Genomic DNA, 22241 nt, shown 5'->3' with positions numbered 1-22241 from the left:
ATGGATGTTTTTAAAACCAAATTAATCACGTATACTGTAGCATCAGGTCTTTTAATTAGTGGATGTATCGGTTTAGGATTGTATTATTTCTTTCCTACTCTTATTGATTGGGACTGGTACACAGGTATCGTTTTATTTTTCCTGATTATCGAAACAGGCATTATGTTGTACGTTAACAGTGCCAGCCAGACTAAGGAAAAAAAACAGATGGTAAATGTGTACATGCTTACCAAAGTTGTGAAAATGCTGATATCACTCGTAGTCATTGGTATTTTTGCATTCAACGACAAAGAACATCTCAAAGGATTTATTGCTGTTTTTATATTATTCTATTTATTGTATCTGGCTGTTGAAACATCTCTTTTTGTAAAAATAGAGAAGCATATCAAAGAAAAAAAAAGTAAAGATGAATAGTCGACTAAAATACATACTTGCATTTATATGCATATTTGTTCTGGGTGCTGCTCCAACTGTTGCAGCAGCAGAATCGTCCGAAGGGGGCGGTGAAGAAGTCAACGTGAAAGAGCTGATACTTGATCACATAGCAGATGCATACGAAGGGCATATCAGTATATTCGGATTGAATGTATCGATACCTCTTCCGGTAATCGTTAAGGGTGAAAACAGTGGATGGCATGTATTTTCGTCTTCTAATTTTCACCACGGAACGGCAGAACACAATGGCTTTTATATCGCTCAATCAGGTGAATACAGAGGAAAAGTCGTAGAAAAGGACACTTCGGGAGCGGAAATCCGCCCCTGGGATTTTTCTATTACAAAAAATGCATTCGGACTGTTATTGAGCAGTGTAATATTAGTCGTTATCATCCTTTCTGCTGCTAACTGGTATAAAAAACATTCGAAGGAAGACGATCCTAAAGTACCCAAAGGCTTTTTCGGGTTCATGGAACTCTTCATTATGAATGTCAATGACGACATCATCAAACCTTGTGTGGGTAAGAATTATAAAAAATTCGCTCCTTATTTATTAACAGCGTTCTTTTTTATCTTTATAAATAACATAATGGGATTGATTCCTATATTCCCGTTCGGAGCAAATGTTACGGGTAATATATCGGTCACTCTGGTTTTGGCATTATTTACAATGGTAATTGTAAACATCTTCGGCACAAAAGAATACTGGAAAGAAATTTTTTGGCCCGAAGTTCCAACCTGGCTGAAGGTGCCTATACCTATTATGCCCGCTATTGAGTTTGTAGGTATATTGACTAAGCCATTCGCATTGATGATTCGTCTTTTTGCAAATATCCTTGCCGGCCACTCTATTGTATTGGGGCTTGTGTGCCTGATCTTCGTTACCGTTCAGCTAGGCACAGCAATCAATACATCTATGACTGTGGTATCTGTAGTACTTACCATATTTATTGATTTGGTAGAAATACTTGTAGCTTATATTCAGGCATACGTATTTACGATGCTGTCAGCTGTATTTATCGGTTTGGCACAAGTAGAACCTCATCATGCAAAACATTAAAGGTCTCCGGACTCTCGTTCATATTATCAGAAAATCAAACAAGAATAAATAATTAAACAAACTAAAAAATAAAATTATGTTACTATCTACTATTTTACAAGCAGCAGCAGAAGCTGGTGCAGGATTGGGAACTCTAGGAGCAGGTTTAGGAGCAGGACTAGCAGCTATCGGTGCTGGTATCGGTATCGGTAAAATCGGTGGTTCGGCAATGGAAGGTATTGCTCGTCAACCAGAAGCTAGCGGCGACATCCGTATGTCTATGATTATTGCAGCAGCCCTTGTTGAAGGTGTGGCTTTATTTGCTGTGGTAGTTTGCGGATTTATCCTTTAAAAATTTAAATTAAACAATTATGCTTTTACAACCTGAAGCTGGTCTTTTATTTTGGATGCTTCTATCATTCGGTATCGTGTTTTTCGTGCTTGCGAAATTCGGATTTCCGGTGATTACAAAGATGGTCGAAAACCGCAATGCGTATATCGAGAAGTCTTTGGATGCAGCCAAAGAAGCCAATAACCAATTGGCTCATATAAAAGAAGAGAGCGAAGCTATTTTAGCTTCAGCTCGTAATGAGCAGGTGAAAATCTTAAAAGATGCTGAAAGCACCAGAAATCGTATAATCAGCGAGGCTAAAGATCAGGCCAGAGCCGAAGGACAAAAAGAATTGGATGAGCTTAGAAAGCAAATTCAACGCGAAAAAGAAGACGCAATCAAAGACATTCGTCGTCAGGTAGCACTACTTTCGGTTGATATTGCAGAAAAAGTAATCCGCAACAATCTGACTAATCCTCAGGAGCAAATGGCAATGATAGACCGTTTGATTGACGAAACTATGGTATCTAAATCTTAACGAATATGAATTCAGGAATGGTATCTATGCGTTATGCGCGGGCTCTCTTTAACTATGCTTTAAAGAATAAAGTAGAGGATGCAGTTTATGCCGAAATGAAAACTCTTTCGGAAAGTTTTGTTAAACAGCGAAACCTTCGGGCTACACTAGATAATCCTGTTCTGAGGACAAAAGATAAATTCGAACTTATCAAAGCTGCCGGAGGAAATACGGTTAGCCAAGAGTATATTCGGTTTATAGAATTAGTATTGCATCAGAAAAGAGAAAAACATCTGCAAACGATTAGTCTTGGATACTTAGACTTATACAGAAACTATAAAAACATAAGTGTCGGCAAACTGATCACAGCATGCCCTGTAGATCAGGCGACTGTAGATAAAATCAAACAACTGGTTTTGCTAAAGAAAACCGGAGTCGTAGATTTTGTAACAGAAGTAGATCCAACTATTGAGGGAGGCTTTGTTCTGTATATCGATACTTATCGTTTAGACGCAAGTGTTGCTTCACAATTGAAACATATAAAGAATCAATTGCTAAGCAGAAATAAAAAAGTAGCATAGTTTCCACAACGGGAACCCTTTTTTAAACAAGGAAAAATATATGTCTGAAAATATAAAAGCAAGCGAAGTTTCTGACGTGTTACAGATGCAATTGAGCGGTATTGACAACCGTGTTCAATTCGACGAGGTCGGGGTTGTACTTTCCGTTGGTGATGGTGTAGCCCGTATCTATGGTCTGAACAACGCAGAAGCAAATGAATTATTGGAGTTCGACAACGGTGTGAGAGCTGTTGTAATGAACTTGGAAGAAGACAATGTAGGAGCCGTACTTCTTGGACCGAGTAACCTTATTAAAGAAGGTTATAATGTAAAACGCACAGGAAAGATCGCTTCTATCAATGTCGGAGAAGGTTTGTTGGGACGTGTTATCACTCCTTTGGGCGAACCTATTGACGGAAAAGGTGATATTGCAGGTGAACTATTAGAAATGCCCTTAGAGAGAAAAGCTCCGGGTGTTATTTACCGTCAGCCTGTAACTCAACCACTGCAAACAGGTTTGAAAGCTATTGATGCCATGATTCCTATCGGTAGAGGACAACGTGAGTTGATCATCGGAGACCGTCAGACCGGAAAAACAGCGATTGCCATTGATACTATTATCAGCCAGCGAGCTAACTATTTAGCTGGAGACCCTGTATATTGTATCTATGTAGCAATCGGTCAAAAGGCATCTTCGGTCGCAAATATCGTTGATACGCTGAAAGAAAAAGGCGCTCTCGATTATACAATAATCGTATCTGCTACAGCTGCAGAACCGGCAGCCCTTCAATACTTCGGGGCTTTTGCCGGAGCTGCTATCGGTGAATATTTCCGTGACACAGGTCGTCATGCATTGGTTGTTTACGATGACTTATCGAAGCAAGCTGTTGCATACCGTGAAGTGTCTTTGTTGCTTAAACGTCCTCCGGGTCGTGAAGCGTATCCCGGTGATATATTCTATCTTCACTCACGTTTATTAGAACGTGCAGCAAAGGTTATTAATCAGCAGGAAATTGCAGAGCAGATGAATGACCTACCCGAAAGCCTTAAAGGTAAAGTTAAAGGCGGAGGTTCTTTAACAGCTTTACCAATTATCGAAACTCAGGCTGGAGACGTTTCCGCATATATTCCGACCAATGTGATTTCAATTACCGATGGTCAGATATTCTTGGATATCGACTTATTCAACTCGGGATCTCGTCCTGCGATTGATGTGGGTATTTCGGTATCTCGTGTAGGTGGTAGTGCGCAGACCAAAGCAATGAAGAAAGTGGCTGGTACTCTGAAAATAGATCAAGCTCAGTTCCGTGAATTGGAAGCATTTACCAAATTCGGTGGAGATATGGATCCGGTAACGGCACTTACGATCGATAAAGGGCAGAAAAACGCAGCATTGCTAGTTCAACCTCAATACTCTCCTGTACCTGTTGAAAAACAGATTGCAATACTTTATTGCGGAACAAACGGCTTGTTGAAAAATGTACCGATCAATCAAGTACACGAATTTGAATCTGACTTTTTACAAATACTCGAAACTCAATATAATGATACAGTATTGGATCAATTGAGAAAAGGTATTATTAACGATGATGTAACCAATATCTTACGGAAAGTTGCAGAAGAAATTTCCGGCAGGTATAAAAACTAATTGAGATATGGCATCTTTGAAAGAAGTTAAGGACAGGATAGACTCAGTAAAAAGTACGAAAAAGATCACTTCTGCGATGAAGATGATTGCTTCGGCCAAGGTACGTAAGTCTCAGCAAGCTATCGCTGCTTTTTTGCCTTACTCAACAAAGTTGAATGAGATTCTGACTAATCTCTTAGCTTCTGATACAAGCTTTGACTCACCGTATGCACAGCAAAGAGAACATAAGAAGATTGCTATTGTTGCTTTTTCTTCTAATTCTAGTCTTTGTGGAGGATTCAATGCTAATATCATAAAGGAGCTTTCAGCGACAGTTGCCTCATACTCAAAATCGGTAGGAAAAGAGAATGTGTCCATCTATCCTATAGGCAAAAAGGTTTTTGATTTTGCAAATAAATCGGGATTACAACCTGTACATAATCCAACATTTCTGGAAATGGCCGATAAACCGGCTTTTGCACTAATTTTAGAATTATCGAGAGAGCTGATAAGTAAATTTCTTTCCGGAGAGTTAGATCAGATAGTACTTATTTATACGCATTTCAAATCGATGGGTGTACAAGAAGTTACGAATAAGATCTACTTACCATTCGATCTACAAGGAGCACAAGATAAAGCTCAGCAAGATGCTGTTTCAGAAAAGATATCAACTGCAACTGATTATATTTTGGAACCATCTAAAGAGATACTCCTGTCACATCTTATACCTAAGGTTCTAGCATCGAATCTGTTTGCAGCATTACTTGACTCCAATGCTTCCGAAAATGCAGCACGAAGTCTAGCCATGCAGATTGCAACAGATAATGCAGAACAGCTTGTAGCAGATTTGACTATCGAATACAATAAGAGCCGTCAGGCTGCTATTACTAATGAGCTATTGGATATTATCGGTGGAGCATCTGCTTTAAATCAGTAATTTCAGGATTATACCCTATAATATAGAAATAAGGCTAACCTGAAAAGGTTAGCCTTATTTCTTATCTTTAGTTTGATCAAAAAATGGAATATAGAAAAAGTCCTGCTTCCAAAGGAAACAGGACTTTCGTATATAATTCAGGGATTCTAAATTATCCGTTGATTTTAGCCATTTTAGCGATCAAATCAAGACATTTGTTTGAATAACCCCATTCGTTGTCATACCAAGATACAACTTTCACGAAAGTATCAGTCAAAGCGATACCAGCTTTAGCATCGAAGATTGAAGTACGAGCATCTCCTAAGAAGTCAGAAGAAACTACTGCATCTTCAGTATATCCAAGGATACCTTTCAATTCGTTTTCTGAGGCAGCTTTCATAGCAGCACAGATTTCGTCATATTTAGCTGGTTTAGCCAAGTTAACAGTCAAGTCAACTACAGAAACGTCCAAAGTAGGAACACGCATTGACATACCAGTCAATTTACCATTCAACTCAGGAATTACTTTACCTACAGCTTTAGCAGCACCAGTAGAAGAAGGAATGATGTTACCAGCAGCAGCACGTCCACCTCTCCAGTCTTTAGCTGAAGGTCCGTCAACTGTTTTTTGAGTAGCAGTTGTAGCGTGAACTGTAGTCATCAAACCGTCTGTGATACCGAATTTATCATTCAATACTTTAGCGATAGGAGCCAAACAGTTAGTAGTACAAGATGCATTAGAAACAAATTGAGTTCCTTTTACATATTTATCATCATTAACACCACAAACGAACATTGGGGTATCATCTTTTGAAGGAGCTGACATCACTACGTATTTTGCACCAGCGTCAATGTGACCTTGAGCTTTTCCTTTTTCTAAGAAAAGACCTGTTGATTCAACTACGTATTCAGCACCAACTTCGTTCCATTTCAAGTCTGCAGGATTTTTCTCAGCTGTTACACGGATAGCATGTCCGTTTACAACTAATTTACCATCTTTAATTTCGATAGTACCTTTGAATTGTCCGTGCATTGTATCGTATCTTAGCATATATGCCATATATTCAACATCGATAAGGTCATTGATACCTACAATCTGAATATCGCTTCTACCTTGAGCAGCACGGAAAACTAAACGACCGATACGACCGAAACCGTTAATACCTACTTTAATCATTTTGTTTTATTTTTATTGGTTAAAAAAAATTATTCCTTAATCAAACTTACTTTAGACATCTTATTTGCTAAAGTAACATGTGTTTGCAACCTTAATTTTTTGCATGACAAAAATAAGAAAAAAAAATATCTTTTGCTAATTATCCAACTGCATTTTTAGCTCTCTCAGACCTCCTGTTCCGAATATTTACCATTGAAATATAAGAACTTCCGATTATGTCATGTCGACTTTACAAATAAAGAATTAAACTGATACAAGCATCTCAAGAGTTAGGATCTCAGACCTTTTTATTACTACTAATTGGTAGAAAGACTAAAACCTTACACAAACAAGAAATATATTATTACATCCCTTCTTTTTACGTCTAAATAAAACCTTTCTCATTTTTTCGGAATATGGTTTAGCACATAATTAACTCCTTCATTCCAATATATATGAATAAGATCCGATACAGTCGGCTGATACTTTATTTTTCCGTTTTCAGATAGGGCAAAAGACTCACCTGTCTTATTACCCCAAATATACTCTGCAAGATCAGGATAATCGACAAAAGGGTTCCTATTTTCCTGCAATATATATACCTCATCATTACGGGCTCTTTCTTTTTCGCTCACAGGATCATCCCGATGCCATTTCAGCAACATATCCAATGCCCAAGGTTGAAATCCCGGATAAGTTCCTTTAGTCAGCATACTTTTCAACCCTTCGGAACGCCAATCGTATGCATAATCTTCGTAACAGGTAATCATATAAAAATAAACACGGGCAAAATCACCTTTGTATTCATCCGCCGGTTCAAAAACCATTCCTCTATATCCATCAGAATAAGTATTCATACCCACTCTCGACATACCATTATCAAACTTAGTGATTCCGACTTCGCCTAAAGGCAGGTTACTCTTTGCCTGATTGGCTTTATAGTCTGCTGGGAAAAGATTTATGAGATCACCATTTGCATCATATGAAGAATACTGTTCTCTCTTACCCCACCAACTGCGGGGCATACAATGTTCTCGGCTTTGCACCGAACCATCTATATACTTATCATTCTTTTCCGACGAATACATATCCCAGAAATAACCATCGGAATGCCAGTCGGTTTTCCGGAAGTAATTATCCCACCAATAACGTGCGGTTGTATTCTGATCGAAATTAAGATATTTATGCTTACGGATAAGGTCGTGCATTGCTGTTTTGAGAGCAGCACCGTTCAACCCCTCCTGATCTTTATAATAATCGATCTGAATGTCTTTTACAAAGAAGAAAGAAACTGCACACACCACAAACAGAAGCAACAGCAACTTCCTCTTAATACCACTACCCTTCTTCGACCTTTTTTTTCTTCTTTTAGCCACTAACTTACAATGTACCGAGATAATTAAAGAATGTGCCAATAAGCCTTGGTAATCTCATTGACACATCAATATATTATCACATTAGAATTCTCCTTTACCAGGCAAACAAGGGATAATCTTTCATTATACCGTTCACTTTCTCACGGACAGCTTTAATTGTTTTCTCATCTTCATGATTGGCCAATACGGTATCGATCATCTCGACAATATCACCCATAAGTTCTTCTTTTACACCACGGGTTGTAATCGCAGGTGTACCAAAACGCAATCCCGATGTTTGGAAAGGGCTGCGGCTATCAAATGGAACCATATTTTTGTTTGTAGTAATATCAGCCTCCACCAATACTTTTTCAGCAACCTTACCTGTAAGTTCCGGGAATTTGGTACGAAGATCAACCAACATCAAGTGATTATCTGTTCCTCCCGACACAATTTTATATCCTTTGTCGATAAAGGCTTGAGCCATGACTGCTGCATTTTTCTTTACCTGAGCCTGATACACTTTATATGACGGATCAAGAGCCTCTGCAAACGAAACTGCTTTAGCTGCAATTACATGTTCCAGTGGGCCGCCCTGTATTCCTGGGAACACAGCTGAATCGAGCAATGCCGACATCATTTTGATCTCACCTTTTTGAGTAGCTTTTCCCCAAGGATTTTCAAAATCTTTACCTAGCATGATAACACCTCCACGAGGGCCACGCAATGTTTTATGTGTAGTAGTAGTTACAATATGTGCATGAGGCAGCGGATTATTCAATTGTCCTCCGGCAATCAAACCTGCAGTGTGAGCCATATCAACCATAAAGATAGCACCTATCGAATCCGCAATTTTACGGATACGGCCATAATCCCACTCACGAGAATACGCTGATGCTCCAGCTATAATCAATTTTGGTTTTTCGCTCTTAGCAACAGATTCCATCTGATCGTAATCTACAGTTTCGGTATCTTGAGTTACATTGTATTCTAATGCTTTATACAAAAGTCCTGATGAATTCACGGGTGAACCATGAGATAAGTGACCTCCGTGTGAAAGATTCAAACCTAAAAACTTATCGCCTGCTTCTAAGCAAGCCAAGAAGACAGCAGCATTGGCTTGCGCTCCCGAGTGAGGTTGAACGTTGGCCCATTCGGCTCCAAATATTTCTTTCAAACGATTGATTGCCAGACTTTCGCTCAAATCCACAACTTCGCACCCTCCATAATAACGTTTCCCGGGATACCCTTCGGCATATTTGTTAGTAAGGCAAGAGCCCATAGCATCCATTACCTGCTGGCTAACAAAGTTTTCTGACGCAATCAGTTCAATTCCTTTTAATTGACGCTGATATTCTTTTTCAATAATATCAAAAATTGCAGTATCTCTTTTCATACGAAGATTTTGAAGGTCACAGACCTATTATTTAATATTGGCAAATTTAGTACAATATTGTTAGTTTCAAAGACTATTATCTGTCATTTTTACAGTTTACTCGCTTTATTCAATAAATAATAATCGAGTATAGTCATTGCCGCCATAGCTTCAACAATAGGAACTGCACGAGGTAAAACACAGGCATCATGACGCCCTCTGGCCTTCAGATGAGTATCATTACCATCTTTGTCTATCGTTTCCTGTTCCATTAAAATAGTTGCTACAGGTTTGAATGCCACCCTGAAATAAATATCCTGACCATTTGAGATGCCACCCTGAATTCCCCCTGAATGATTAGTATGTACACCTATAGCACCGCCTTTATTATAGAAAACATCATTTACTTCTGATCCTCTGTGATTAACATCAAAACCGTCTCCATATTCAAAACCCTTCACGGCATTGATTCCAAGCATGGCGGCACCCAAAGCGGCATGCAGTTTTCCGAAAACGGGCTCACCTAATCCTATCGGTGCACCTTTTATTACACATGAAATAATTCCTCCGATGGTATCTCCTTTGGCTTTCACTTCGCTGATCAGATCAATCATTTGTTCTGCTTTATCTAAATCAGGACAACGCACAGCCGTTTCTTCGATCTTAGTAAGATCATACCCTGTATATAATTTTTCAAGTTTGATATGCCCAACCTGTGAAGTATAAGCCGTAACGTCAATACTCAATTGCTTCAAAGCCAGCTTTGCAACAGCACCGCCAACACAACGGGCAATGGTCTCCCGAGCCGAAGAACGCCCTCCTCCCCTATGGTCTCTGATACCATATTTCTCTTGATAAGTATAATCAGCATGTGACGGACGAAAAAGGTCTTTCATATTATCATAATCCGAAGAATGCTGATTAGCATTCCAGATAACAAAACCAATAGATGTACCAGTGGTTTTGCCATCATATATTCCCGACAAGAATTCTACTTTGTCTGCTTCCTTTCGGGGAGTAGTTATTTTCGACTGTCCGGGACGGCGGCGATCCAGTTCCGATTGAATGAAATCCATATCTACCTCTATTCCTGCCGGACATCCGTCTATTACTCCGCCGATTGCCAAACCATGAGATTCACCGAAAGATGTCAGCTTAAATATATTGCCAAATGTATTCATATTCTGATTTGAATTCTTGTTTGTTTCACAAATATACATAAAAGTGACATAATTATACAAAAAGAGAATGCTCATGTATTGTTTTGTAACAAAACTGTCACCCTGATAATATCTTAAAATACAATAAATAGATACTCAGAAAGTAACAAAAGTACCACTGAATGTTTAATTTAATCCCTTACGTTTTATATGTGTCGGCATTTCCAACTATAATCCTATTAGGACTACTTGTATCTGATGATTCGGGTGCCAAAAGTCGATTTTCTCGCAACATATTAATTATCAATTACTTCAAAACTATCATCTTCAGATTTAGTATAAGTGGTTTTAGTTTCGATCTGCATATATCCACCCTCTCTGGACATTATAGATTTTCCAGACCGATGAAACAACCGCTCATCACGAACCACATACGTCTCTTCAACAGCCTGCCTATGTTCATGTCCCGCAAATATTAGGGTTTGGTATTTTTATATAAAAAACGCATATAACTGCTTTCGTTCAGGTATATGCGTTTGTTTTTTTAATTACAATATTTTTTATCAGTTGTAATTCTTCCAATAAATTACAGATGTTTTATTCGCATTTAATCCGGGAGTAGCTCTAAGCGTCCACCTTACATTTACTTCATTGGCTGTAGGCAAGTGCGAAATTTTAAATACAACTTTGTCTCCTGCTGTGAAATTTGCACCTAAAGTTGCCGTTGCAGTGATCGGTACACCTGTTGAATATACAGGCAGGTCTAGTTCTACTACATCTTTGGGAGTATATGTATTGGTAGCTGAATTGTAGGTCATACACCAAAGATAGTATATCCCTACAAAAATGCTCGTAGTTGTATTGGATGTTGATCCATACATTCGGAAAGAAAAGTTATATCCTCCTGTTTCCGGAATATCTATTGGTCCTCCGAAATTCATGAGTATTGTATTTTCCGGTTGAATAGCATTTGCCGTAACAGTTGTAACGGAGGTTTGCAAATCGCGGTACGTCAAAGACATATTTGAAAATCCCGAATTGTACAGATAGTTCCATTTCACTCCATCATGTACATATAAGCCGGGTATAACCATATTAACTCCTGATGTTGTGGCTGTATTGTATACTATCATACCAGCAACAGGTGTTGCTACTGTTACTGCATCATATACCGATGTTAATGCAACTTTATTAGGCAAAAATGCCGATTGTGTACCTCCCAATTCTAGTTGGGCTCCTGTTGTTGTATCGGGTAATTTTCCTAATGCAACTTTTATATGTCCGTTAGACCCGGATAAAGTCCAATCGTTACTCAGAAGATTATCTCCCTGACCGTTGATATGAAAAAATGATTGAGGGGAATCGGTAAAAACACCAATTTGGGCACGTGTTGGAATCATTAGGAATATTGCATGAAGCAGTATTAATATATATTTCTTTTTCATAATAGCTTTTTTTGAATCAATCATTTAATTTTTCCAATAAATCAACGATGTTTTATCGGCTCTTAATCCCAGATGAGAAATAAGAGTTATCGTTGGGGATCCCGAAGGGGTTGCTAATCTTAACGTAATCTGATCGCCTGCCGATAATATAGGGGACATCAGTACAATGGTATAAGTAATAACCGCCTGACTGGGAGCAAACGGTATTATTACTTCTTGAAAATCGATCAAGCTCGAATTGTTTTTAACAAGATACAGGTAGCCGACTCCCCGGATATATGTGCTGGTAGTATTTGATGATGTACCATACAATCGAATAGAAAAAGTGTATGTTCCTGCTTTATCTATTGAGATGGATCCGATAGGTAGTATTTTTGCATTGCTCCATTGTGCCTGAGCACTGGATGCTGCTACCGCATTGGATATTGTGTTTGATTGTAGGTCTAACAAACGTACTTCTTGCGAGGTCTGTGGGTCTATATCGGATATACGCCACCAGATGTTTTCACTCATATAAAATAATCCGGGTACTACATTATCGGGGTATGTACCTGCTGTATTAGTATTATAAGTCATCATCCCTTCTTTAGGATCAGGAATGGTTACTCTGTCTTGGACAGAAGTCAGTTTTACCCTGTTTATAAGAAAGGCTTTATTTGTGGCAGCCAGTTCTATCTGGGCCGATGACGTTGTTGATACCGCCTTTCCGATATTCCATACTGTCTGGTTATTATTATTGCTGCTGATTTCGAATTGATTGGCCGAATTTATAATAAACTGAGATTTGCTTGTATCTTTATTTATGATAATCTGAGCTTTTGCGATAGATGTAAAAACCAGAATTATTAGAATTATATATATTTTCATTGTTCACGATCATTAGTAAATATTACAACTATTTTGCTATCTGCGATATTATACTTTCCAGTAGCTGGTAAATGTATATGTTTTGTTTAGCTTACCTGTGGTATAACTTGTTGTACACCCTACACGTATTTGTATCTGATCTCCGGCGTAAGCTGTACATCCCAATATGATACTGGCTGTTATCCGTGTAGTACCTCTGTAGATCGGAGTATTTAATTCCGCAACATCCACTTTTGTAAAAGAAGTTTCACCATCAGACTTCTTATATATAAACAGGTATATTTGAGGCCTTAGAATCGTGTTAGACGCATTCCCCCCCAATTCTGTGCCCGAAGTTGCCGTTATATCGAGATTTAATGAGAATGCATATCCGCCATCTTCTTTGATGATAATATCTCCAAAATCCAAAGTTGAAGATTCTGATGCACTGGCTGCATTTGCTGCTTGAAGAGCCAAATCCGTCTTTAACAGAATCTTTTCTCTTAATCCCGTGTAGCTGTTGGTTTGCATTCGCACCCATTTAGATCCATTATAGGTATAAATACCGGGAATGACATTGTTTGGAAATATCCCGTTTCTCCCCGTATTATAAACCAGCATACCTCCCTGAGGGTTTGGTACTGTGGTTTGATCCGTTATAGATGTGAGGTTTACTCTATTGGGTAAAAAACCTTGGTTGGGGTCATTCAAGGATAAAGACGCATTTGTTGATGGTTGTGCTCCTAATGCAGCACTAACACCTCCCGATCCATCGTTTATTACAATGAAATCGTCTAATAAGTTTGTATTGCTGGTGGAGTTGTCGAGGTAGTCGATGTGGAATATTCCCTGCGGATTTTGGGTATTGATTCCTACTTGTGCATGACATATCTCTTGAGATAGTATGCTCAAGAGCAAGATAAAAATTTTTTTCATCATTCTTTTGTAGATTGTTGTTTTTGAGGTCAGAGACCTTATTGTTGTTTATATTTCGAGTTGCTAGGGTTGCAGCCCCATTTGTTGTACATCTTGCAGAGGTGTATTGCATACACCCGTCTATAAATATGTTGTAATGATAACCATCGGGCATATGCAATATGCTCCAATGCCTATTTTTTATTTTTAAATAATTATTGAAAACTATTGACTGCAGACTATTAGCTGAAAAATGCAGTAAAGTGCATTCACTGCACTCTACTGCATAATGAAACCGACTGTTGGACAGGCATATGCAAAAAGCAGATCCAGAACGACAACAAAACAACAACAAGACTGCTTTACACAGTTGGTCCCGTCGGTTTATAAATAAATTGGTATATATTGGCTGAAGTTTAGATGCAAGAAAAACTACTCCGTCATTTTGACACAATAGAAATTTTGTTTTGTTAAAAAAATGATTAGTTACGCCAGGTGCGTCTCTCTCTCTCTCTCTCTCTCTCTCTCTCTCTCTCTAATATTTCACACGATATAGCCAAACTTAAATTGTTAAATATTAAGTTTATTTCGAAGTTTTTATGTGTGAAATAAATGCGCATCCGTTATACGTTAAATAATATAGTTGTTCTGTTGGCAAATATAGTGATTGTTTTTAATATAGCAAACAAAGATTTTGTGGTATCCTTGTTTGCTATATCTGTGAATAGAAGTGTTTTATTTTATTCAGGCATGCTGATTTATAATGTTTTTAAGCCATCTGACCAAAAGCATGATAATTACAGCAGCTATAACACAGGCTATAAAATTCATTAAAAAATAATACGACTTGTTATCGAACAAATCCCACATTCCGGCGACCATACCACTTAATTTATTTCCGATAGATGTAGACAAAAACCACCCGCCCATCATGAATGATGTTATTTCTTTGGGGCTGACTTTCGACACCAGAGATAGGCCTATGGGACTGATAAGTAATTCGCCCACCGTAATCACACCGTATGTTCCGATGAGCCACAATGCGGTCGCCTTATCTGTATAGATATCTGTATATAAAACGGCAGCTGCCATCACCAATGATGATAAACCGGTAATAAGTAATCCCCATCCCATTTTAGCAGGGGTAGAGGGTTCTTTCCCTTTCTTTTTGAGCCGAAAGAAAAAACCAAGAACTACTGGTGTTAGTATTACAATAAAGAATGGATTGATCGATTGGAATATTTCGGTAGATATAAGGCTGACTTTTTCACCATGTTCGGGCAGCTTTTCTTTTGGCTGGTTTATAAAATATGAGGGATAGTTATATGATTTAATAACGTTGTGATTTTCATCGACAGCCGTCCGGAGTTTCTCATCCATCAAAGGTACAGAATCTTTCGAATATGTTAATTCTTGCACCATGCCCAATGGTTTCAGGTATTTAGTTGAGGTCTCGGGTATCTCCCGAGCTGTGTAGTTTTCGGCAAAAGTGGTCAAGGCTGTCGCATTTTGTTTGAATACTGCCCAAAATACAACCATAATAAGGAATATACTGAGCAGGGCTTTGATCTGTGCCCGTTCTTCTTTCTTAGACCGGAACAAGAGTGACGCATAAAAAACAATCACCGGTATACATCCGAATAAAAAGGCATCGTTAGAATCTGATCCGAAAATATTACCGGGGATCATCCACGCCAATCCGCCACAAGCTATAGCCGGAAGAAAAACATATAGAAGTACTTTGGTTATATCCGAATTCGACGACTTCTGAGTTATATCAGCTTCCCTTATATGCCGTGTTCCTATAAGAAAAACAATTAAGCCGACCAGCATTCCTATACCTGCTGCCAGAAATGCGTATCCCCATCCGAAGTTATTACGCATATATGCAGCAACAAAATTACAGATAAACGCCCCTACATTAATACCCATATAAAAGATGCTGTATCCCGAATCTTTTTTTGATTTGTATTTTTCATCTGAATACAAATTACCGAGCAGAGTAGAGATATTCGGCTTAAAAAATCCGTTACCTATAATAATAAGTAGTATAGATACCCACAAAACCGATTCGCCGGGAACAGCAAGCAGACAATAACCCGCAGCCATCAGTAATCCTCCGATAATGATTGATATACGATATCCCAGCAGCTTATCGGCAATGAGTCCTCCGAGGAAAGGAGTGAGATAAACTAAGCCCAGATATGTGCCGACAATGTCGCTTGCTTTGGATGGACTGAACCCCATACCTTTGCCATCTTTTAGGTAAAGAAGAAATATGCCGAGCATGAGATAATAGCCAAAACGTTCCCACATTTCGGTGAGGAACAAATATTTCAACCCTTTGGGATGAGGTACTTTTTCGGTCGGAGTCGATACTGATTCTGCCATAGATTCTGATATGTATTTAGATGTTTGAAAACCGTAAAGATAGAATTATGATGCTTATCTGCCAAAAAAGAAGAAAAGACAATCTACTAAAGTAAAAATGTCTTTTCTCTCAGGATAATATTTTTTTAATTAAATTACTTTTATCAAAATAGTAAATGGGTCTGATACCTTATTGCATATTTAACCGTTTCACTATAATTTTTGTTGTCATCGGGTCACTATCTCCATAGTTGGTAATTTGCATCTTTGATCCTGCTCCCGGATTATATCCTAATCTGTTGATCAAGGCAAGTTTTTGTCCTTTGGCAGCTTTGGTGGCAAGGGACGTAAAAAAAGTGATTGCATCAGTTATATTTGTAGTTACATCCTGATAAGCTTCATATTCGTCTACAACCGTGCCATCTAAAGTAAGTCGGAGATGAGATGTAGTCATGGTTTGCCTGGTTGCTGCTACTGTGTATTTTCCATACCAGCGAATTTCATATATATAGTATCCGTCAGACGGAACTGTAAATTCAGAACCTGTTAAGGGAATTGTATAATTGCCTAATTCTATCAACTGTGTGGGTAATGCAATTATAGCTTCTATACTACCTGTGGATGGCATTACAGATGACCATGTGGCATTGCCGTCATCGTCAGAAGTGAGCATTTTATCTTTTGTCTGATATCCGTCCCGTATTTGTAAGGGATATCCTGTTCCGGCATCGATACTTAGTTTAGACAGAGGAGTATGCGTACCTATACCTACATTTCCCTTGTAATTTATAACTATGTCGTTATTTATTTCCGAAGCTGTAGGTATTACTGAATTATCTCCAGATCCGTCTATTATCCAAATCTGATTTGATATAGTATTGAGAGTATTAATAGCCACCGATTGGGAGTGCATATCTATACTATAACTGCATAAAGCCAGTATGATTGTGATATATTTTACTTTCATATTTAAAATTTTACTTGTAGTTCTTTTATCAAGATTCTCGAAGTTGTCCACTGTTGAGCTTGAGCTACCTGCACATCACCCGGAGCTTCTATTGATTCTATATAAAGGGACAAAACGTCGTTCTTTTTAGCTTTAGTGTACAATGGTATATAGGATGTTATGGATCTGTTTAGGAAAGGAGATTGGTATCGGTAAGAGTCTACTGTGGTAGAACCATTAATTTTGAGCTTTAAAACAATACTTATTCGGCCGATAGAGCTATAACCGGCTGTATAAAATGACCACCAGCGAACTTCGAAAGAATAAAAGCCATCGTGAGGTATTGTAAACGAGCTATTGGGTACTAAGATATCTACTCCTTTGGGGCTCAATGTTGCAGTTGTTATATCTTGCATTGGATATACCTGTCCGACGGGGGGCTGAGGTGCTTCCCAAAACGCATTGCCATTCGCATCCGAAATTAATATCTTGTCGGTGGGATCGGTTGTATCTACTATTTGCAGAGGATAAACTCCTGATACATTTTGTGTATTTATCTCGAGCTTTACTTGTGGGCTAATTGTACCTATTCCCATTCTTCCATCCTTCGTTATTACCACATCATCTTGTTGTTGCATAGCTGTCGGAACTCCAGTTGCCGGATTGGTTGTTGCCGTTGTATACTGAGCATCGACATGGAATAATGTTTGCGGATTTTCGGTATTTATCCCAATTTGGGCAATCGCAGGAATACTTATTATAGTGGCTATAGTTATTAAAATATTTTTCATATATCCATTCGTTTTACGGTTATTTTGCTAATTGTCCATGGTGTAGAGGCATTGTTATTTGTGCTTTGACCAGCTACAGTTGGTGCAATTCCAGGACGGACTGCTATTGTGATTGTTTTATTTACATCAGCTGTACTTGCTGAATAATAGAGTGCAAAGTAGGCAGTCAAACGATTGGAGTCGACAGTATTAATCGTCACATATACTTCGTATTGGTCGACAGTAACTCCTAGTAGATTCAGGTAAAAATGGGTTGCTGTATTTGACAGAACCATTGGAGCGTTAGCAGGGTATGTAGCCCACCATCTTATATCGAAGGCATAATATCCTTCCTCGGGAACGGTGAAACTCCAGACATTGGAGGCATCTTTTTTTATAGTCGTAATCACTCCAGCAGGAAAATTCTGTGCGGGTAGAGATGTTGTCCCATATACCTGCCCTATTTTACCCATATACTTATAATCTTTCCATGTGGCTTGTCCGCTAGCATTCACAGCAGTCATTATTCTGCCCTTTTTTACATTTGGGTCTACAATTTTCAATACGGCTTTAGGAGATAAACTTGTTGTTCCATCTTCTATAACAACCTTGGCAGACGGATTTATCATTCCTATCCCCATATTACCATTGTTGAGAATTACAACATCATCCAACTGTTGTACTGCATTGGGGATTCCACTGCCTGGATTGGTTGAAGCTGCTGTCGAAGCCCCATCTATGTGGAATATCCCTAGAGGGTTCTGAGTATTTATACCCACTTGAGCATGCAGGAGGATGCCAATAGAGAATCCTCCCATTAATAATAAAAATTTCTTTTTCATTGTTGTTGTTCTTAAGGTCATAGACCCTTCTGTTGTTTATATTTCGAGTAATTGGGGTCATAGACCCTTTTGGTGTATCTGTTTTTGAATTATTATTAACAATTATCAACAAACTCCTATTAATAGAGATACGCATCAAGGTGCAATCCCTGCACCCTGATGTGTATATTAGCTGGCTTACAGGCAATCTATTGTATTGTCCGGTATTTGAACGACAACGATATAACAACTCTAACCGGCACAGCCTGCCGAGCCAACTTATCTTGAAATTGGTATATAGTTCTTTGTAATTAATTAAGAACGGCAAACAGAGACAAAGAGGTTCCATTCTCCGGAACAAAAAGGCAACAATCTGCCCTCGCCGGAGAGAATCATCATTCGTTCGTTGCCCACAAATACGGGTGGAGATCCATTTCATTCCAACGAACTGTCGGTGCAAGGAATATAACAAAAAAATAGCCGAAGCATAAAAAAACGCTCCGTCATTTTGACACAATAGAATTTTTGTTTTGATTATTACGCTAGATGCGTCTCTCTCTCTCTCTCTCTCTCTCTCTCTCTCTAATATTTCACATGACATAGCCAAGCTTAAACTGTTAAATATTAAGCTTGTTTCGAAGTTTTTATGTGTGAAATAATTGAACATAAACTATGAGCTAAAGGCTTGTTGGGTTGACAAATATAGTGATTGTTTTGGTTTTAACAAAAATACAGAATTATTTATAAGACTTTTAAGACATTATATCACAAGGGGCACAGTATTTAGGCTTTTCTGATATATATCCGTTGGTGGGAAATATCGAGCGGAGTTCATACTACAGCTACCATTAATCATATTTTGGGGAGTATATTGACAGCACAAGATGTTGATGATGTCATAATAACGTCTAACGGGAATGTCGGTGTCGGAATATTATCTCCAACAGCTCTCATTGGAAGGATTTATCTATAATATTCCAGGTGAGACAACCCACCCTAACAATCAGGTACTATTGTAAAAGTAAACGGGATATTTATACTACTGTAGAAGCATAATATTCTATACCGTCCACCATAGAGCCGTTTTTTAAAAGATAGAAATAAGCACTTATAGCACTAAGGTATACACTACTGGTTTTACCCCACCAACAAATTGTTATCAAGATAATTACCTGTTTCGGTTATGGACATGGCTTTTACCAAATTTCCCTGAGGCCACTAATTGTAATTCGGGGGATCAACTTGAGATTAGAATAGTTCCATCTTCGGGCGAACAAACTTGGGTTATTAATGATACAGGGATGATACCTCCTTCTATTTCTATATTCCGCATGTAATAAGAAACGTAAACGAGGTATCCTTCTGAGATACCTCGTTTTAGTGCATAGAAGGAAGAAGTCAGTCCTCAACTGTTTGAGTTGCTTCGTATGCTTTCAACAGTTTGTCTTGTACATCAGATGGTACAAGCTCATAACTCGAAAACTTCATAATGAATGAAGCTCTCCCTCCAGTCAGAGAACTAAGTGTTATTGAATAATTAGACATTTCTTTTAGCGGAACTTTAGCATTGAGTACTTCTATTTCGTTATCGCTTTCCATACCAAGAATGGTGGCTCTGCGATTTTGAAGGTCGCTCATTATATCTCCTAACTTATCAGCAGGAGCAAACACTGTTACGTCATACACCGGTTCAAGAATTTTAGGACCTGCATTCCGGAAAGCTTCACTAAACGCATTTCGTCCGGCGAGCATGAATGATATTTCATTAGAATCTACAGGATGCATTTTGCCTTCATATACGATTACACGCACATCACGTGCATATGAACCTGTAAGAGGGCCTTGTTCCAGTCTTGCCATCACACCTTTAATAATAGCAGGCATAAACCTTGAATCAATAGAGCCGCCTACTATACTATTGACAAACACAAGCTTTCCTCCCCAGTCAAGATTAAAAGTCTGCACATCACGTGATTGTATTTTAAATTCCTGCCCATTAAATTTATAACTGTCGGGCATAGGCATACCATCTGTATATGGTTCTACGATTAGATGTACTTCACCGAATTGCCCGGCTCCTCCCGATTGTTTTTTGTGTCGGTAATCGGCTCTCGATGGCTTTGTTATCGTTTCTCGGTACGGAATTCTCGGCTCAGAAAATGCAATACTTATTTTATCGTTATTTTCAAGACGCCATTTCAGAGTTTTGAGGTGAAACTCGCCTTGCCCCGAAACTATCATTTGTTTCAGTTCTTTCGAATTTTCGATAAGCCATGTAGGATCTTCTCCGTGCATTCGCTGCAAAGCTTCGTTCAATTTTTCGGCATCCCGTTCGTTCACGGGTTTTATAGCTCTGCGGTATTTAGGATCGGGATATTTTATAAAGTTGAATTTATTATCTGCTCCTTTTCCGTTCAAAGTATTACCTGTTTTTACATCTTTCAGCTTTACAGCTGCACCGATGTCTCCGGCGACCATTTCATCGACTTTGGTGCGTTGCTGTCCGGCTACCGAAAATATTTGCCCGATACGTTCTTTCGATCCTCTGTCGGAATTGTATAAATCATCTCCTTCTTTAACAGTCCCACTCATTACCTTGAAATACGAAATATCTCCGACGTGGGGTTCTATTGTTGATTTGAAGAAGAAAAGGCTGGCCGGAGCTTTGGAATCGGGCTTCACCTCTTCCCCTTCGATATTGATAGGATTTGCCATATCCACTACGTAGGGAACTACGTTTCCGAGAAATTCCATAGTACGTCTCACGCACATATCCCGTGATGCACATACACAAAAAATAGGATAAATATCTCGCTTAACCAGTCCCCAACGTATGCCGAATCGCATTTCTTCTTCGGTAAGAGAACCCTGATCAAAAAATTTCTCCATCAGAGAATCTTCGTGTTCAGCAGCCGATTCGACAAGTTTTTGATGAAGTTCTTCGGCTTTTTCTTTTTCTTCATCCGGTATATCTAAAACATCCGGAACACCACCTTCGGGCTTCCATCTGTACATTTTCATCTTCAGGATATCTATTACAGCATTGAAGTTTTCGCCGCTGTTGAGAGGATATTGTACGATTACGGCTTTCTCTCCGTATCTTTCTTTCAGTTGTAATACAGTATTATCGAAATCCGCTTTTTCTTGGTCGAGTTGGTTTATCACAAACATCACCGGTTTTTGCAGTTTTCTTACATATCTCAACTGATTTATTGAGCCTACCTCTAACCCATATTGTGCATTCAGTACCATTAGTGCAGTGTCCATCACATTGAGAGACGTAACCACGTTACCTATAAAATCGTCGGCTCCGGGGCAATCTATAAAATTGAGCTTTCGATTCATCCATTCTACCGAAAATATACTCGAAAATACAGAATATCCGTATTCTTTTTCTACCGGAAAATAGTCGGTAACGGTGTTTCCCGCGTCCACACTTCCTCTGCGTTTAATTACTCCGGCCTCGAAAAGCATAGCTTCGGCCAATGTCGTTTTACCGGAGCCTGAGCTCCCTAAAATTGCAATGTTTTTAATTTCGTTAGTTTGGTAAGTCTTCATGGTACAAAATATTTATAGGTTACGAGGTCATAGACCTTTTTACTGATATCCGGTAAACATGTTTACGAGTAGACAAGTAAACGAAATACGATTTTCTCA

19 protein-coding genes are annotated in these 22241 nt (G+C 38.7%); 7 read left to right on the top strand and 12 right to left on the bottom strand.

Annotation, left to right across the window (positions count from 1 at the left end; translation table 11 throughout):
- From AABJ51_RS01595 to AABJ51_RS01565, 7 genes are all read left to right on the top strand, one after another.
- Entirely contained in the window at positions 1-414 is a 414-nt protein-coding gene (locus AABJ51_RS01595; RefSeq protein ID WP_026625603.1) for a hypothetical protein, read from the top strand.
- Positions 407-1495, top strand: a complete 1089-nt coding sequence (gene atpB, locus AABJ51_RS01590; protein WP_338374177.1) for a F0F1 ATP synthase subunit A — start codon at positions 407-409, stop codon at positions 1493-1495. Before AABJ51_RS01595 ends, atpB begins: the two co-directional genes overlap by 8 nt.
- A 76-nt stretch (positions 1496-1571) precedes the next feature.
- Positions 1572-1826 carry an ATP synthase F0 subunit C gene (gene atpE, locus AABJ51_RS01585; protein ID WP_026625601.1) on the top strand — a complete coding sequence of 85 codons (255 nt, stop codon included), beginning with the start codon at positions 1572-1574 and terminating at the stop codon, positions 1824-1826.
- A 16-nt stretch (positions 1827-1842) separates the two neighbouring features.
- Positions 1843-2343, top strand: coding sequence for a F0F1 ATP synthase subunit B (atpF, locus tag AABJ51_RS01580; RefSeq protein ID WP_026625600.1), 501 nt, complete (start codon positions 1843-1845; stop codon positions 2341-2343).
- 5 nt (positions 2344-2348) lie between these two features.
- Entirely contained in the window at positions 2349-2903 is a 555-nt protein-coding gene (locus tag AABJ51_RS01575) for a F0F1 ATP synthase subunit delta (protein WP_338374176.1), read from the top strand.
- A gap of 40 nt (positions 2904-2943) precedes the next feature.
- Entirely contained in the window at positions 2944-4530 is a 1587-nt protein-coding gene (atpA, locus tag AABJ51_RS01570) for a F0F1 ATP synthase subunit alpha (RefSeq protein WP_338374175.1), read from the top strand.
- 7 nt (positions 4531-4537) lie between these two features.
- Entirely contained in the window at positions 4538-5446 is a 909-nt protein-coding gene (locus AABJ51_RS01565) for a F0F1 ATP synthase subunit gamma (protein ID WP_338374174.1), read from the top strand.
- Between the two features lie 151 nt (positions 5447-5597).
- On the opposite strand, the gene gap is transcribed toward AABJ51_RS01565, so the two are convergent.
- The 12 genes from gap to fusA2 all read right to left on the bottom strand — a co-directional run bounded on the left by gap (position 5598) and on the right by fusA2 (position 22142).
- Positions 5598-6602: a type I glyceraldehyde-3-phosphate dehydrogenase gene (gene gap / locus AABJ51_RS01560; protein ID WP_026625596.1), complete on the bottom strand. Its 1005-nt coding sequence runs from the start codon at positions 6600-6602 to the stop codon at positions 5598-5600.
- Positions 6603-6982: 380 nt separating this feature from the next.
- On the bottom strand, positions 6983-7957 hold the full coding sequence (locus AABJ51_RS01555) for an endonuclease I family protein (protein WP_338374173.1): 975 nt from the start codon (positions 7955-7957) through the stop codon (positions 6983-6985).
- A gap of 94 nt (positions 7958-8051) precedes the next feature.
- The gene (gene glyA, locus AABJ51_RS01550; protein ID WP_338374172.1) at positions 8052-9332 is read right to left on the bottom strand and encodes a serine hydroxymethyltransferase; all 1281 of its coding nucleotides are present in this window, start codon (positions 9330-9332) and stop codon (positions 8052-8054) included.
- An 89-nt stretch (positions 9333-9421) separates the two neighbouring features.
- Positions 9422-10492, bottom strand: a complete 1071-nt coding sequence (aroC, locus tag AABJ51_RS01545; protein WP_338374171.1) for a chorismate synthase — start codon at positions 10490-10492, stop codon at positions 9422-9424.
- A 542-nt stretch (positions 10493-11034) separates the two neighbouring features.
- On the bottom strand, positions 11035-11916 hold the full coding sequence (locus AABJ51_RS01540) for a phage tail-like protein (RefSeq protein WP_338374170.1): 882 nt from the start codon (positions 11914-11916) through the stop codon (positions 11035-11037).
- 24 nt (positions 11917-11940) lie between these two features.
- Positions 11941-12783 (bottom strand): phage tail-like protein, encoded by an 843-nt coding sequence (locus tag AABJ51_RS01535; RefSeq protein ID WP_338374169.1) that lies wholly within the window; start codon positions 12781-12783, stop codon positions 11941-11943.
- A gap of 48 nt (positions 12784-12831) precedes the next feature.
- A complete protein-coding gene (locus AABJ51_RS01530; RefSeq protein ID WP_338374168.1) occupies positions 12832-13701 on the bottom strand; it encodes a phage tail-like protein in 870 nt (289 codons plus the stop codon).
- A gap of 720 nt (positions 13702-14421) precedes the next feature.
- The gene (locus AABJ51_RS01525) at positions 14422-16068 is read right to left on the bottom strand and encodes a peptide MFS transporter (RefSeq protein WP_338374167.1); all 1647 of its coding nucleotides are present in this window, start codon (positions 16066-16068) and stop codon (positions 14422-14424) included.
- A 169-nt stretch (positions 16069-16237) separates the two neighbouring features.
- Positions 16238-17014, bottom strand: coding sequence for a hypothetical protein (locus AABJ51_RS01520; protein ID WP_338374165.1), 777 nt, complete (start codon positions 17012-17014; stop codon positions 16238-16240).
- A 2-nt stretch (positions 17015-17016) separates the two neighbouring features.
- Positions 17017-17784 carry a hypothetical protein gene (locus tag AABJ51_RS01515; RefSeq protein ID WP_338374164.1) on the bottom strand — a complete coding sequence of 256 codons (768 nt, stop codon included), beginning with the start codon at positions 17782-17784 and terminating at the stop codon, positions 17017-17019.
- Complete coding sequence (locus AABJ51_RS01510; protein ID WP_338374162.1) at positions 17781-18605, bottom strand: hypothetical protein; 825 nt, start codon at positions 18603-18605, stop codon at positions 17781-17783. Before AABJ51_RS01510 ends, AABJ51_RS01515 begins: the two co-directional genes overlap by 4 nt.
- A 1377-nt stretch (positions 18606-19982) precedes the next feature.
- On the bottom strand, positions 19983-22142 hold the full coding sequence (fusA2, locus tag AABJ51_RS01505; RefSeq protein WP_338374160.1) for an elongation factor G2: 2160 nt from the start codon (positions 22140-22142) through the stop codon (positions 19983-19985).
- Between the last annotated feature and the right edge of the window lie 99 nt (positions 22143-22241).

The organism is Indolivaga capnocytophagoides (assembly GCF_036511535.1).
Lineage (GTDB): Bacteria > Bacteroidota > Bacteroidia > Bacteroidales > Dysgonomonadaceae > Dysgonomonas_A > Dysgonomonas_A capnocytophagoides.
This window is presented reverse-complemented; position numbering and strand designations above follow the sequence as displayed.